Origin of the sequence: Helicobacter sp. (assembly GCF_014799995.1) — a bacterium.
In the GTDB taxonomy this organism is placed as follows: Bacteria; Campylobacterota; Campylobacteria; order Campylobacterales; family Helicobacteraceae; genus Helicobacter_D.
The window spans coordinates 29,328-43,101 of record NZ_JAAVGY010000032.1 but is presented as its reverse complement, the minus strand read 5'-3'; the positions used below and the strand labels follow the sequence as shown (position 1 = coordinate 43,101).

Sequence of the window (13,774 nt, the reverse complement as noted above, 5' to 3'; positions counted from 1 at the left end):
TTCTAGCTGCTTGATTGTTTTTGTTTCTTGTACTGGCTCACTGCTTAGAGTATTTGTGAGTAAAGCAAAAATTAAAAGAAATAATTTGATTTGTCTCATTTGGCAAATTCACCTAAAACTTCCAAAATGATTTCTTTAGAAATATCTTCTTTGAAACATACATTGCCAATCCCGTTAGGCAAGACAAATTTAATCTTGTTATTAAGGCTCTTTTTGTCCAAAAAGAATGCTTGATAGAAAGATTCTATATCTTGTATTTGATATTCTGTTGGAATCTGATAATGTTGCAGTAAGCTCAAGATAGCATTAAATTCTTCTTGTGTGATAAGATGAAGCTTCAAGGCAAGCTTGTTTGCCATTACGATTCCAATGCCAACTGCTTCGCCGTGTAGATAATGTCCATAACCACTTTGCAATTCAATAATGTGTCCAAAAGTATGTCCGAAGTTTAATGCTGCACGGATTCCGTGCTCTTTCTCATCTTCTGCTACAACTTTGGCTTTAATACCCACTGCCTGATAAATCATTTCTAGTAGCGCGTTTTTATCGGTTATGTTGATAGTTTGCAGAGAGTTGAAGAAGTTTTTATCAAAGCATACTGCCATTTTGATAACTTCCGCCATTCCCGCGTTAAATTCGCGTTTGGGTAAAGTTTCTAAGAATTGGGGGTCAATATAGACTGCTTTGGGTTGGTGAAACAAGCCAATAAGATTCTTACCAAAATGGTTATTAATGCCTGTTTTTCCGCCTACACTAGAATCCACTTGGGCTAGAAGTGTCGTTGGAATCTGGATAAAGTCAATGCCGCGCATAAAAATTCCTGAAGCAAATCCCACCATATCGCCAATGACTCCGCCTCCAAAGGCAATCATTAAGGAATGCCTATCTAAGCGATGATTGAAAGCTGCTTCTAAGATTCCATTGATGGTTTTAAAGTTTTTATAGCTTTCGCCATCTGGAATCGTATGGCAGTAGATTTCTTTTGCTTCTAAATTTGCAAGTAAGGTTTGCAAATGAAGCCCTGCAATCTTTGGGTTTGTGATGATGAGGACTTTCCCTTTATGGGTAATTTTGGGTAAATCTCCAAAGTTAATCGTATAGCTTGGTAGGACAATCTCTAAGCAATGAGTTTGGCATTCCACTAAGTGCGCCTTAATAATGAATTTAAAGCAGTATTTTAATAGTTTTTTGTTTTATTTATTCTTTAATGATAGACTTAAAAATTCATTTTTGATTATGGTTTTTATGCGAGAATCTTGGATATTGATTGTTTTTGCAGAGTTTTGGCGTCTTTTAAAACTTGCGACATTGTAAAATGCAATGTCGCTTTTGTTTTTTAGAAGTCTTACAGGCTTAGTTGCTGCAAGCAGACTTGCCATTATCCACAGGTTGGATTGTGCTATTATCGGCTAGTTTTTTGGCATTGACTTCCTCAATAAAATCCCAAAGTTCTTTAGCTGCCTTGAGGTATTCTTTAGCAGATTTGGATTCGGGTTTAAAATATACGATAGGTTTGCCATTATCGCCACCTTCACGCACGATAGGTTCAATCGGAATCTGCGCTAATGTTTTGGTGTTAAATTCTTTCGCGACTTGCTCTGTTGTGCCCTTACCAAAAATATCATATTCTGTGCCACAACCCGGGCAGATAAATCCGCTCATATTTTCAATGATTCCCGCAACAGGAATTTTGAGTTTTGCAAACATATCTAATGCCCTTGCACCATCATCAAGAGCGACTTTTTGCGGAGTAGAAACAGAGATTCCAGCAGTTACGGGGACACTTTGTGCAAGGGTGAGTTGTGCATCACCTGTTCCCGGTGGCATATCAATTACCATTACATCTAAATTGCCCCATAGCACATCACTTAGCATTTGTTCAATCGCGCGAATAATCATCGGTCCGCGCCAAATCAAACTTTGCCCCTCATCATAAAGCACACCCATAGAAATCATCTCAATACCAAAGGCTTGCAATGGAATCAATTTTTTAAGATTTTGATCCACTTCTGGCTTTTCTTTTTCCAAACCAAGCATTCTAGGCACATTAGGTCCATAAATGTCTGCATCAAGTAGGGCGACTTTTTTGCCTTGCATTGCAAGAGCAATAGCAAGATTGACGCTTGTTGTAGATTTGCCCACCCCTCCTTTACCGCTGCTTATCATAACGAAATTTTTAATCTGTGGAGCTAGGTTTTTTGTGCCTTGTGGCTTGGATTCCTCTTGCGGTTTGGGTTGTTTAATGTCTAGGTTGATTTTAGTAATACCTTGTGCATTTAACTTTTGCGTAATGGAGTCTTTAAGTTGCTGTGCCACTTCGGGAGAAGCGGAGGGAATCTCTACGCGCAAAGCGACAGAATCACCTTGTATAAGAGTTTCTTTGACAAATCCAAAAGTAACAATATCCTTTTCAAAGTTTGGATAAATGACTTCCTTTAACAAATTAACGAGTTGTTCTTGATTCATAGTTTTCCTTTATTGGTGTTGTTCAATGATTTCTTGCGAAATCTTATAGCTACAAAATTTTGGTCCGCACATAGAGCAAAATTTCGCATCTTTGAAGACTTCTTGTGGCAGGCTCTCATCGTGATATTCGCGTGCGCGGTCGGGGTCTAAAGCAAGTTCAAATTGTTTATTCCAATCAAAATTATAACGTGCATTACTCATTGCGTCATCTCTTAATCTTGCATTGGTGCGCCCACGCGCAATATCGGCTGCGTGAGCTGCGATTTTATAAGCAATAATGCCTTCGCGCACATCTTTAGCATTAGGCAATCCTAAGTGCTCTTTGGGTGTAACATAGCACAGCATTGCAACGCCTTTCCAAGCGGCGATTGCCGCTCCCATAGCAGAGGCAATATGGTCATAACCTGCTGCAATATCTGTAACAAGAGGTCCCAAAACATAAAAGGGAGCTTCATAGCAAAGTTCTTTTTGTAATTCTACATTGCGTTCGATTTCATTCATTGGGGTGTGCCCCGGTCCCTCAATCATTACTTGCACATCTTTTTCCCAAGCACGTAGAGTGAGTTCCCCCATTACTTTGAGTTCATCTAATTGCGCTTCATCACTAGAATCCGCTAAACAACCGGGTCGCAAAGAATCCCCGAGGCTTAAAGAAACATCATAACGTTGGCAAATATCCAAAATCTCATCAAATGCTTCATAGAATGGATTTTGTTTGTGATAATGCAACATCCAAGAAGCCATTAAGCTCCCGCCACGACTGACAATACCCATTTTGCGTTTGGATAACATTGGCATGTGTTCTAAGAGGAATCCACAATGGATTGTAAAATAACTTACGCCTTGTTTGGCTTGTCGTTCCATAACTTCTAGCATTTTGTCAATGCTTAAGGCATTAATGTCATTTTTGACATCGTGCAAGATTTGATAAATCGGCACTGTGCCAATGGGGACACTAGAACTCTGAATCACCGCTTGACGAATAGAATCTAAATCGCCCCCCGTGCTTAAATCCATAATGGTGTCTGCACCATACTTGATAGAGATAAGCGTTTTTTGCACTTCTTCATCAATAGAGCTTGCAAGTGCGGAACTTCCAATGTTGGAATTGATTTTAGTGCGCACCGCAACACCAATGCCCATTGGTTCTAAATTCGTGTGATGAATATTTGCGGGCAAGATGAGCCGTCCTTTGGCGATTTCTTTGCGCACAACTTCTGGATTTAAATGTTCAATATTGGCAACATATTCCATTTCTGGAGTGATGATTCCGCGCTTTGCATAATGTAATTGTGTTTTAATTGTGTCTTTCTCTCGTTGCTTTACCCATGCTGTTCGCATAGAATCTCCTTAAAATTTTTTGGTTTGATAAACCTTTGTATTATAAAATTTATAAAGTATCAAAATAAAAATAAATTTTAGCTTTTTTTGTGGAATTTGGGCAAAAAATATTCGTAGAGCAAGAATATGAGTTACTATTTATTCTAAAATTATGATTCTATTCTGACGATTGTTTAAGATTAAGGATTAAGTATTGATTGTGCCAAATAAGCTTTTTTGTGTATTGCTAGATTTTTGAAAATTTGACAATTTAAATTGTTCTTGAATCTCACCTTTATTTTCAATCCGATTTAAAATCATCTCGTAATAAGGCTTATGTAGCTCACAACTTAGCCATTTGCGCTTGAGATTCTCACAAAGCACAATCTCGCCACCACTTCCACCAAAGAGAATAAACACAGAATCTCCCTCATTTGTGCAAGACTTTATTAACATTTCTACAAGTTTAAGCGGTATTTGGCAAGAATGAAAAGTCTTATCCTTGCTCACATTTTTAACTAAATCAAAATAAAACCACGAATAAGGCATTCTGCCCTTATGCCCCTCTTTTAGTCTTTGTAAGATTCTTTTATCAGTCGGATTTTGGTAAGGTAATGCAATATTGTCTTTATAGAAGTGATTATCCTTTGTCTTTGTTGCGTGAAGTATGCTTCTATGTGCAGTTGTAAGCCGTCTTTTGCTATGTCCAACATTGGTATTATACACCCATACATAATCTTGCACATCATACGCAATGGAATCTAAGCATTGCACACGCAAATAAGCATTTTGTTTTGGGTAGTTCATCATAAAAAGATTTCCGCTAGGTTTCAAAACTCGCATAGATTCTTTCGCTAACTCACAATACCACGCAACATAATCCTCCCATTTTTGTGTGTATTTAGAGCCATCGTAATTAATGCCCACATTGTAATCTGGGTCGCCATAGACCATATCCAAGCACTCATTAGGCAAGGATTTAAGAATCTGTAAAGTATCCTCATTATAAAGTTTGTTAAACTGCATTTAAGTCCTTATGAATTGGTATTCATACGATTTAAGAAATTTTATAGAATCCAAATGCAGAGGTTTTTCAAAAGTATAAGCCCAAAGTTTGAGACTATCTTTATTGCGCACAAGATACACACAAATAATTTGCTTGAAATCTAAACCCGAATTGTAATAATAAAGATAAGGGTGATAAATTTGGTAGATGTTAAAATCTTTCGGTTCTCCATTTTTTGCCTCAAATATGCCAATAACGCCATTAAATTCAAGGGTTAAGTCAATTTCAATCTGCTGATTTGTAGCTAGGATTTCTTGCTCATTAAAAAAATATTTTAAACTTGCTTTTGTGCGATGAGGGAAGTAAGTCTTGGGGCGACTTTCAATACTTAAATCTGCAAACTCTAAATCCTCTCCAAATAAAAAATGGTGCAAAATTCTTTGATTGTTTGCTACGCTTAAAATATTGCTTTCACTATCATTGTATTCATTAAGCAAACTCTTTTTATATTGCCATTTTATAGAATCTTGCATTTTTTCAAAAGGGTGATAAAGCTTGCTTATGCCTTCAATAAACTGATGATAGCCTCCACCTAGATGAAGTAAGCATAGATTTTGTTCTTTAAAAAGCAAGGGGAGTTTGTCGCTAGAATCTAGCTTTGTTGCATCAAATGGATTACCGAAGCTGTGTTTTTTGGAGAATTCTTTCACTAAATCATTATGAAATTTGAAATTTCTTTGTTTTTGGCAATGTTTGAATAAATCCTCTAAGACTAAATGTTTTTTATTTGTTTTCATTTAGCCAAACTTTAGCAATCTTTTCTAGTTTTTCTACGGAATCACTCGCATAAAATGTAACTTTTGGGGGATTCTCAAAAGACTTTAAGATATAAGAATTTTGCAAGTATTCCATAATGGCTTCTCCGGAATGTATGAGCAAAGGTTGGTTATGATAATACCTAGAAATAGAATCTTTAAGGAGTGGGAAATGCGTGCAACCCAAAATAATTGCCTCTGGCGTAAGGGAATAGTTCGTAAAATAATGTGTCATTGTAGCTTCTAAGATTGCACCTTCAAAGATATTTTCTTCTACGATTGGCACAAAAAGGCTTGTTGCAAGTCCAAAGGTATTATGATAGCCCTCATAGGCTAGAAGTTCGCTATAAAGGTTGCTTTGGATTGTTGCTTTTGTGCCTAAAATGAGAATTTTAGAATCTTTATCAGTAATTTTGTTTTTAAGAGCTAAAACGCCCGGCTCAATGACGCCTACAATGGGGCAGGGTGCGACTTCTTGCATTGCCTTTAGCCCATAAGCACTCACGGTATTACAAGCGATCACCAATAAATCTAACTCAAAGCTTTTGAAAAACTCCAATGCCTCTAAAGAATATTGTGCGATGGTTTCTGGGCTGCGCACACCATAAGGCACGCGTGCAGTGTCTCCATAATAGATGATTTCACTAAAATTATGCGAATCAATGAGGCTTTTTAAAACGCTAATACCGCCAACCCCACTATCAAATACCCCAATTCTCTGCGGAATCATCTTTTAGTCTTTCGCATCGTTATTCATCATATTTAAAAATTCTTCATTGTCTTTACTCTTTTGCATTTGGGAATAAAGAAAAGTCAGTGCGTCAATTTCATTATTCATCTGATGAATCGCATTGCGAAGTACCCAAACTTTTTGTAGCTTATCACTTCCTAGAAGCAATTCTTCTTTGCGTGTTCCGCTCTTTAAAATATCCATTGCGGGATAGATTCTACGTTCTGCGATATGACGCGCAAGCACGATTTCACTATTGCCTGTTCCTTTAAATTCTTCAAAGATAACTTCGTCCATTCTTGAGCCTGTTTCAATCAGTGCTGTGGCAATAATCGTTAGGCTACCACCTTGCTCAATGTTTCTTGCTGCACCAAAGAATCGCTTAGGTTTATGCAAAGCGTTGGCATCTACACCCCCACTTAAAACCTTGCCACTGCTTGGCGTTGCGGTATTGTAAGCACGTGCTAAACGCGTAATAGAATCCAGCAAAATAACGACATCTTTGCCCATTTCTACCATTCTTTTTGCTTTTTCTACGACAAGCTCTGCCACTCGCGTGTGGTTATTTGCTGGCATATCAAAGGTAGAGCTATACACTTCACCTTTGACACTCCGCTCCATATCGGTAACTTCCTCTGGACGCTCATCTACAAGTAAGACAATGAGCTCGACTTCGGGGTGATTATGTGTGATTCCATAAGCAAGTTCTTTCATTAGCTCGGTTTTACCTGTTCTTGGGGGAGCGACAATCAATGCGCGTTGCCCTTTGCCAATAGGGGCAAAAAGGTCTAACATTCTACCTGTGATTTTGAAGCTATTGTATTCTAATCTGATTTGTTCTGTCGGAAAAAGAGGAGTGAGGTTATCAAAAAGCGGGCGATTTTTCATCTCCTCTGGAGATTGGTAATTAATTGCTTCTACTTTTAAGAGAGCGTAATAACGTTCTTGGTCTTTTGGTGAGCGCACTTGTCCGGTAATAATATCGCCATTTCTTAGAGTAAATCTGCGAATTTGAGTGCTGCTAACATACGCATCGTTTTGCGAGCCAGAGAAGTTTTCATCAATAGCGCGTAAGAATCCATAACCTTCTGAAGTAATCTCTAGGATTCCTGTGAAGAGAATGAATCCTCCCTTGCTTACCTGTGTTTTTAGAATCTCAAAAATCAAATCTTGACGCAAAAATTCTTGTGCATTTTCAATGCCTAGTGATTTGGCAATGTCCGCAAGCTTATTGATAGGCTTGGCGCGTAAGTCTTCAATAGTGTAACCCTCAACAGGCGTGTGAGTGCGAGTTTTGTGCTCTTTTTTGTTTGGATTGTTTTCGCTCATTTGTCCCCTTAAATTTTATTTAGGATTCCTTGCAAAAGTTTCTTAAAGAATTTAAAATATTGGAAAGTTCGGATTGTCAAAATCCACGAAGTCCTTTATGCAGTTCCTTGATTTCATAATGAAGTAATAAAGAAATTCTAATCTAAAAATACATACTTGTCAAGATTTGAAAAATTAATTTTCACCCAAAACCAAAGGATAAAGACTTTGGTAACTTGAAATAAAAAGCAGAATCCCAAAAAGAATAAACACAATTCCGCAAACTTTGTCAATCTTATCAAAGAGTGCATTGCTAATAAAATTTCTAAAGAATACACCCAAAATAATCACAAGAATAAATGCAGAAAATAATCCACAAAGCAGCACAAAAAGACTAAGTTCTAAATGATGGTTCATAAAAGGGGCAATGATAACGGCAAAGAATAGAATCGCTTTAGGATTAGAAAGGTTTAGCAAAAATCCTTTGAGAATAAAATCATAGAATATTGCTTTTGTTTTTTGTGGTGTATTTTTGTCAAAATCAAGTGTATTGTTTGGCTTTTTTAAAAGCAAAAAGGAAATATAAAATAAATAGAACCCACCGATGAGGCTTAGGATTCCTTGCGGCAATGCGCCATTAATAAGATGTGCGAATCCAAAATATAATAAACCAATAAAAATGAGCCAACCGCAAGAGATTCCACATAAACTAAAAAAGCCGACTTTTGCACCAAAGTTTATGGTATTTCTAAGCACAAATAAAATATCCGGTCCGGGCGTTAGAGCACCCACTAACCCAACGACAAAGAGAGTAGCAAGCTCTATAATTAAAGATTCCATAACCACAAATTAAAAATAAGGGAAGTTTTTAGGAATTTTTGCATTGCTATCGTGCGTAATGAGTGTCTCTAAAACCGCCATACGAATCGCTACCCCGTGCGTTACTTGCTCTAGCACTTTACAACGTGGGTCCTTTAGCATCGCATCGCTAATATCAATGTTGCGATGCACGGGTCCCGGGTGAAGCAAAATAATATCACGATTACCAAAAGTTTCTTGCGTGATACAATAATCACTCGCATAATCTTTCAAACTAGAATAAATTGGGCAATTATGTCGCTCGGTTTGCGTGCGCAAGCTCATCACCGCATCTACTTCATCAATGACTTCTTTTAAGAATAAACAATGGCGCAAAGAGGTTTTGGGGATAAAATGCGGAGGTCCTACCAAAATCACTTCCATACCGAATCGTCCTAGAAGTTCAATATTGCTATTGGCTACGCGTGAATTGCGAATATCGCCGACAATTGCGATTTTTTTCCCCTCTAAATTGCCCAAATGCTTGCGCAAAGTTAGCAAATCCAAGAGTGCCTGTGTGGGGTGTGCGTGTGCGCCATCGCCTCCATTTATAATGGAGCAAGAAACATATTGGGAGAGGATATTGGGCACACCAGAGTTCCCGTGCCGCACCACAATCGCACTTGGATTCATTGCGTTGAGATTCGCTGCGGTGTCAAAGAGTGTTTCACCCTTTGAAGTAGAGCTGCGAGATACATCTAAACGCACGACACTCCCACCAAGTCTTTTAGTGGCAACCTCAAAGCTAGAAAGCGTGCGGGTAGAGTTTTCAAAAAAGATTGTAATGACAATATGCCCATTCAAACTATTTCTTGGTTTGGATTCTAAGAAGCTTTGAGCCAAATCCAAAATTTGTTCCACTTCGTCTTTACTAAAATCTTTGGTTTCTAAGAGATGTCGCGCCATAATCAAACCTTGCAAAGTTTTATAAAGTTTAAAATAAAAAATTATAATTTTATTTTGCTTTAAGTTTCCTTTGCAGTTTTTGTTATTTGAGATAAGATTATGCTAAAATGCGAAAGTTTTATTAAAGATAGGTGATTTATTATGAATATAGCAATGATTGGCACAGGATATGTCGGTTTAGTCAGTGGAGCTTGTTTTGCAGAAATGGGCAATAAAGTCGTCTGTGTAGATGTGATAGAATCTAAAATTACGCAACTTAAAGCGGGTGAGATTCCGATTTATGAGCCGGGTTTAGAAGGAATTGTAAATAAAAATTATCAAAATGGTAATTTAAATTTTACAACTTCTTTAAAAGAAGCACTTAAAAATTGTGAGATTGTGTTTATCGCAGTGGGAACGCCTATGGGTGAAGATGGAAGTGCAGATTTGCAATATGTGCTCAATGCTGCAAAAGAAATTGGCGAACAAATGGAATCGCGATTGATTATCGTAGATAAATCTACCGTTCCTGTGGGCACTGCACAAAAAGTCAAAACTATCATTAGCAAATCTTTGGTAAGACGCAATCAAAAGATTCCCTTTGGTGTGGCAAGCAATCCGGAGTTTTTAAAAGAGGGTGATGCACTCAATGACTTCTTGAAGCCAGACCGCGTGGTAATTGGCGTAGAGGAGGATTGGGTAGAGGAATCCCTAAGAGAACTTTACGCGCCCTTTTGTCGCAATCACGACCGCTTGATTGTAATGGATATTAAAAGTGCAGAGATGACAAAATATGCAGCCAATGCTATGCTTGCGACAAAGATTAGTTTCATTAATGAAATGGCAAACATTTGCGAAGCAGTCGGCGCAAATATTAATGATGTGCGCATAGGAATCGGAAGTGATAAAAGAATCGGATATAGCTTCATTTATCCCGGTTGTGGATATGGTGGAAGTTGTTTTCCAAAAGATGTGAAAGCCCTCTCAAGGATTGCATTAGATAATGGGGTGAATCCGAAAATCATTCACGCAGTAGAGCAAGTGAATGAGGAGCAAAAGCGGATTTTGGGCAAAAAGATTGTGCAGCATTTCGGAAATGATTTGAGCGAAAAACAAATTTGTCTTTGGGGGCTTAGTTTCAAGCCAGAAACCGATGATATGCGAGAAGCCACTTCTGCTATCTTGATTAATGAATTGATTGCGCGTGGTGCAGTGGTAAAAGTCTATGACCCAAAGGCAATGCAAGAGGCGCAGAAATTCTACCTTAAAAATGTTCCAAACCTTTTGTATGCTAAAAACAAATATGACGCGTTGGATAATTGCGATTGTATGGTGCTTGTTACAGAGTGGAAAGAGTTTAGAAGCCCGGATTTTTTAGAAATCAAAGAACGTTTGAAATTCCCTATTATTTTTGATGGACGCAACCAATATAATGCCAAACGATTAAAGGACTTAGGATTTACTTATTATGAAATTGGTGTGGGAATATGAGAAAAGGAGCGGTGCGATTCTTTGCTAATCTCGTTGTTTCTTTAATCCTTTTGTGTGGGTGTGTTGATGTCAAGTCTTTTAAGTCAAGATTAATCCCCTCTAAGCCTGAAGAATCTTATATTCAAGCAACGCGTAAAAGCGAATTAGTCTTTGATGACATTACGCGTATTGTGTTGATTGCAGTGCATCTTAATGCTTACGATGAGGAGCATTATCCCCACGAAAAAGGAGAAGTGTTTTTTGTAGATGTTTATCAAAACGAGCAAAATTCATTAGGGTTTTTAGAGAATCATTACCAGCTCACCTTAAGCAATGGAGAATCTCCGATAAAAATCACGAGATTGCAAAGAGAGGATTTGCAAGATTTTATGCAGCAAAATGCTATGCGTTGGGGAGAATATTATTTGATTGAGTTTGCGCCACAAGACAAACGCATACAAGATAGTTTGACACTCATTCTAAGCCACCCAAAATTTGGCAAAAATTCCTTGAAATTTGGTTTTAAGGGTTTGAGCAAACAAGATCTTAAAGGGAAGTAATTGCAAGATTTGCAGCAGGGACAAGCAACGCGCCTAGATATTGCTTGTGTGAAATTGGGCTTGTGTGAGTCGCGTAACAAAGCGCAAAGTCTTATCAAAAAAGGTAAAGTTTGCGTGAATCATCAAGTGTGCAAAAAACCCTCTTATGAGGTTTTGGCTTCCGATTCCCTCTTGCTTTTGGATTCTTTGTGTTTTGTGAGTCGTGCGGGGGAAAAATTATATTATTTTTTGGAATCTCACCCAGATTTGATACAGGATTTTGGCATTTTAAATGCTTTGGATATTGGTGCGAGCACCGGAGGCTTTAGCGAAGTCTTATTGGAAGCAGGTGTGCAATCTATCGTGTGTGTTGATGTGGGGAGTAATCAGCTACACGCACGCTTAAGGAATAATCCTCGTGTGCGATTCTATGAAAATACCGATATTCGCTTGTATGCTAAGCAAATCAATCAAGAATCGCAAACTTTCCCCCTTGTCGTTTGCGATGTTTCTTTTATTTCTTTGAAAGATATTTTAGAAGCAATTAAAACTTTGGCGGCTGGGTTAGTGATTCTGCTTTTTAAGCCGCAATTTGAAGTAGGAATTGAAGCAAAACGCAACAAAAAAGGCGTGCTAATGGAATCGCAAAGCATAATGAGGGCATTAGAAAGCACACTTGCTTTGCTTGAAGAAGAGCAGTTTAAGATCCTAGTTTGTGAGGAATCCAAAGTCAAAGGAAAGGAAGGGAATGTTGAATTTTTTATCGCTTGCCAAAGAATCAAGCTTGGCGCGTAAAATTACAAGTCTTGCACTTGGAAAATTTGATGGTATGCACATTGCGCACAAGGCACTTTTTGAGCGTTTGGACGCACAAGGGGCGATTTTGTGCGTTGAAAACAACGAGGGAGAATTACTACCTAAGAAATATCGCGATTTTTATGCTTCTTATCCTATCTTTCATTTGCCTTTGGAATGCGTGCGCAATAAAAACGATAAAGAATTTGTAGAATTTCTATTGGAATCTTTACCTAATCTTAAGCGTTTGATTGTGGGTTATGATTTTCGCTTTGGCAAAGATAGACATTATTACGCCTTTGATTTGGAGAGGTGTTTTAAGGGTGAAGTCGTTGTCGTGGAGGAAGTCTTTTATAAAAAACTCTCCGTGCATAGCGGATTGATTAAGGAGCTGCTAATTAATGGGAATTTGAAGCTAGCAAACAAACTTTTGGGACGCCCCTTTGAGATTCGGGGCGGAATCGTGCGCGGGCAGGGGATTGGCGCAAGGGAACTTGTGGCGACCATTAACCTCCAAAACGATAAGTTTCTACTGCCCAAAGAAGGCGTTTATGCTGGATTTGTGCAATTAGGCGCACAATCTAAAGAATCTCTAAAATATCCCGCAGTCATTTTTATCGGGAATCGTGTGAGCACAGATAAGGCTTTTGCGATTGAGGGGCATTTGCTAGGGCTTAAGCTAGAGGTAACGCAGCAAGAAGCGGGATTTTTTCTGATTAAATATTTGCGAGAGAATCAGCATTTTGAAAATTTAAGTGATTTAAAGGAACAAATCCACAAAGACATACAAAAGGCTTATAAAGTCTTGAAGCTAGAAAACCCCCAATCAAGCATAGAATCACAAAATGCCGCTAGAATGCAAGGGGAAATCAATGGATAGAGTGTTTGCAAAGGCGCAAGAAAAGCAGTTTGAGTTTGACGCAAAAGTGGCGGGGGTGTTTGACGATATGGTAAGCCGCTCGATTCCTTATTACAAGGAAGTTTTGGGGCTTTGTGCAGATTTTGCGTTAATGTATTTGAAAAAAGATTCCACACTCTTAGATTTAGGCACAAGCACAGGAGCAATGCTCGTAGAAATCGCTTCTAAAGCGAAGTTTCCGCTTCATCTTTATGGGATAGATAATGCGCAATCTATGCTAGAGAAAGCACAAAACAAGCTTAGTGCGTATGAAATGAGCGCAAACCTCATCTGTGGCGATATTTTGGAGGTGGATTTTCCTAAAAGTGATGTGGTGATTGCCAATTATACTTTGCAATTTATCCGCCCGCTCCAACGTGAAAAATTAGTCGCAAAAATCTATGATTGTCTGAATCCCAAAGGCATTTTTATCGCTTCAGAAAAGGTAATGGTGGCGCATAAAGAGTTAGATTTCAAAATGATAAATTATTATTTGGCAAACAAAAAGAAACAAGGATATAGCGACTTTGAGATTGCGCGCAAACGCGAGGCATTAGAAAATGTGCTTGTGCCTTATAGTGAGGCGGAGAATCGCGAAATGTTTCTAAAGGCGGGATTTGAGTGCGTGGAGACGCTTTTCCGCTGGGTGAATTTTGCGAGTTTTATTGCGGTGAAAGGGTGAAG

General features: G+C 38.3%; 15 protein-coding genes. 6 read left to right on the top strand and 9 right to left on the bottom strand.

All coding sequences use genetic code 11. From position 1 onward, the window contains the following. Positions 1–95: 95 nt before the first annotated feature. Positions 96–1,142: a 3-dehydroquinate synthase gene (gene aroB, locus HDT10_RS04675; RefSeq protein WP_290880552.1), complete on the bottom strand. Its 1,047-nt coding sequence runs from the start codon at positions 1,140–1,142 to the stop codon at positions 96–98. A 16-nt stretch (positions 1,143–1,158) separates the two neighbouring features. Here aroB and HDT10_RS04670 point away from each other — a divergent pair, with 16 nt between their 5' ends. Next, positions 1,159–1,314 (top strand): hypothetical protein, encoded by a 156-nt coding sequence (locus HDT10_RS04670; RefSeq protein WP_290880549.1) that lies wholly within the window; start codon positions 1,159–1,161, stop codon positions 1,312–1,314. Positions 1,315–1,353: 39 nt separating this feature from the next. On the opposite strand, the gene HDT10_RS04665 is transcribed toward HDT10_RS04670, so the two are convergent. From HDT10_RS04665 to HDT10_RS04630, 8 genes are all read right to left on the bottom strand, one after another. After that, positions 1,354–2,466 (bottom strand): Mrp/NBP35 family ATP-binding protein, encoded by a 1,113-nt coding sequence (locus HDT10_RS04665; RefSeq protein ID WP_290880546.1) that lies wholly within the window; start codon positions 2,464–2,466, stop codon positions 1,354–1,356. 9 nt (positions 2,467–2,475) lie between these two features. Continuing rightward, the gene (gene thiC / locus HDT10_RS04660; protein WP_290880543.1) at positions 2,476–3,807 is read right to left on the bottom strand and encodes a phosphomethylpyrimidine synthase ThiC; all 1,332 of its coding nucleotides are present in this window, start codon (positions 3,805–3,807) and stop codon (positions 2,476–2,478) included. Positions 3,808–3,993: 186 nt separating this feature from the next. Continuing rightward, entirely contained in the window at positions 3,994–4,812 is an 819-nt protein-coding gene (locus HDT10_RS04655; RefSeq protein WP_290880541.1) for a site-specific DNA-methyltransferase, read from the bottom strand. Next, positions 4,813–5,589, bottom strand: coding sequence for a hypothetical protein (locus HDT10_RS04650; RefSeq protein ID WP_290880539.1), 777 nt, complete (start codon positions 5,587–5,589; stop codon positions 4,813–4,815). Continuing rightward, positions 5,576–6,337 carry a glutamate racemase gene (gene murI, locus HDT10_RS04645; RefSeq protein WP_290880537.1) on the bottom strand — a complete coding sequence of 254 codons (762 nt, stop codon included), beginning with the start codon at positions 6,335–6,337 and terminating at the stop codon, positions 5,576–5,578. Before murI ends, HDT10_RS04650 begins: the two co-directional genes overlap by 14 nt. A 3-nt stretch (positions 6,338–6,340) precedes the next feature. Continuing rightward, positions 6,341–7,666: a transcription termination factor Rho gene (gene rho, locus HDT10_RS04640; RefSeq protein ID WP_290880535.1), complete on the bottom strand. Its 1,326-nt coding sequence runs from the start codon at positions 7,664–7,666 to the stop codon at positions 6,341–6,343. Positions 7,667–7,840: 174 nt separating this feature from the next. After that, positions 7,841–8,485 carry a LysE family translocator gene (locus HDT10_RS04635; RefSeq protein ID WP_290880533.1) on the bottom strand — a complete coding sequence of 215 codons (645 nt, stop codon included), beginning with the start codon at positions 8,483–8,485 and terminating at the stop codon, positions 7,841–7,843. Between the two features lie 9 nt (positions 8,486–8,494). Beyond that, the gene (locus HDT10_RS04630) at positions 8,495–9,409 is read right to left on the bottom strand and encodes an aspartate carbamoyltransferase catalytic subunit (protein ID WP_290880531.1); all 915 of its coding nucleotides are present in this window, start codon (positions 9,407–9,409) and stop codon (positions 8,495–8,497) included. A gap of 141 nt (positions 9,410–9,550) precedes the next feature. Between HDT10_RS04630 and HDT10_RS04625 the strand changes: the two genes are divergently transcribed. The 5 genes from HDT10_RS04625 to cmoA are packed head-to-tail and all read left to right on the top strand — an operon-like array spanning position 9,551 to position 13,772. After that, on the top strand, positions 9,551–10,879 hold the full coding sequence (locus tag HDT10_RS04625; RefSeq protein ID WP_290880529.1) for a UDP-glucose/GDP-mannose dehydrogenase family protein: 1,329 nt from the start codon (positions 9,551–9,553) through the stop codon (positions 10,877–10,879). Further along, positions 10,876–11,418: a hypothetical protein gene (locus tag HDT10_RS04620; protein WP_290880527.1), complete on the top strand. Its 543-nt coding sequence runs from the start codon at positions 10,876–10,878 to the stop codon at positions 11,416–11,418. The genes HDT10_RS04625 and HDT10_RS04620 overlap by 4 nt, the downstream gene beginning before the upstream one ends. Before the next feature lie 39 nt (positions 11,419–11,457). Beyond that, the gene (locus HDT10_RS04615; protein ID WP_290880559.1) at positions 11,458–12,192 is read left to right on the top strand and encodes a TlyA family RNA methyltransferase; all 735 of its coding nucleotides are present in this window, start codon (positions 11,458–11,460) and stop codon (positions 12,190–12,192) included. Then, on the top strand, positions 12,146–13,072 hold the full coding sequence (locus tag HDT10_RS04610; protein WP_290880525.1) for a bifunctional riboflavin kinase/FAD synthetase: 927 nt from the start codon (positions 12,146–12,148) through the stop codon (positions 13,070–13,072). Before HDT10_RS04615 ends, HDT10_RS04610 begins: the two co-directional genes overlap by 47 nt. After that, a complete protein-coding gene (cmoA, locus tag HDT10_RS04605; RefSeq protein ID WP_290880523.1) occupies positions 13,065–13,772 on the top strand; it encodes a carboxy-S-adenosyl-L-methionine synthase CmoA in 708 nt (235 codons plus the stop codon). The genes HDT10_RS04610 and cmoA overlap by 8 nt, the downstream gene beginning before the upstream one ends. Positions 13,773–13,774 lie beyond the last annotated feature (2 nt).

Coding starts and splice junctions, on each gene's coding strand:
- HDT10_RS04625 (WP_290880529.1), top strand. CDS start 9,551: ATGAATATAGCAATGATTGGCACAGGATATGTCGGTTTAGTCAGTGGA.
- HDT10_RS04665 (WP_290880546.1), bottom strand. CDS start 2,466: ATGAATCAAGAACAACTCGTTAATTTGTTAAAGGAAGTCATTTATCCA.
- HDT10_RS04655 (WP_290880541.1), bottom strand. CDS start 4,812: ATGCAGTTTAACAAACTTTATAATGAGGATACTTTACAGATTCTTAAA.
- cmoA (WP_290880523.1), top strand. CDS start 13,065: ATGGATAGAGTGTTTGCAAAGGCGCAAGAAAAGCAGTTTGAGTTTGAC.
- HDT10_RS04670 (WP_290880549.1), top strand. CDS start 1,159: ATGAATTTAAAGCAGTATTTTAATAGTTTTTTGTTTTATTTATTCTTT.
- thiC (WP_290880543.1), bottom strand. CDS start 3,807: ATGCGAACAGCATGGGTAAAGCAACGAGAGAAAGACACAATTAAAACA.
- rho (WP_290880535.1), bottom strand. CDS start 7,666: ATGAGCGAAAACAATCCAAACAAAAAAGAGCACAAAACTCGCACTCAC.
- murI (WP_290880537.1), bottom strand. CDS start 6,337: ATGATTCCGCAGAGAATTGGGGTATTTGATAGTGGGGTTGGCGGTATT.
- HDT10_RS04650 (WP_290880539.1), bottom strand. CDS start 5,589: ATGAAAACAAATAAAAAACATTTAGTCTTAGAGGATTTATTCAAACAT.
- HDT10_RS04620 (WP_290880527.1), top strand. CDS start 10,876: ATGAGAAAAGGAGCGGTGCGATTCTTTGCTAATCTCGTTGTTTCTTTA.
- HDT10_RS04610 (WP_290880525.1), top strand. CDS start 12,146: ATGTTGAATTTTTTATCGCTTGCCAAAGAATCAAGCTTGGCGCGTAAA.
- HDT10_RS04635 (WP_290880533.1), bottom strand. CDS start 8,485: ATGGAATCTTTAATTATAGAGCTTGCTACTCTCTTTGTCGTTGGGTTA.
- HDT10_RS04630 (WP_290880531.1), bottom strand. CDS start 9,409: ATGGCGCGACATCTCTTAGAAACCAAAGATTTTAGTAAAGACGAAGTG.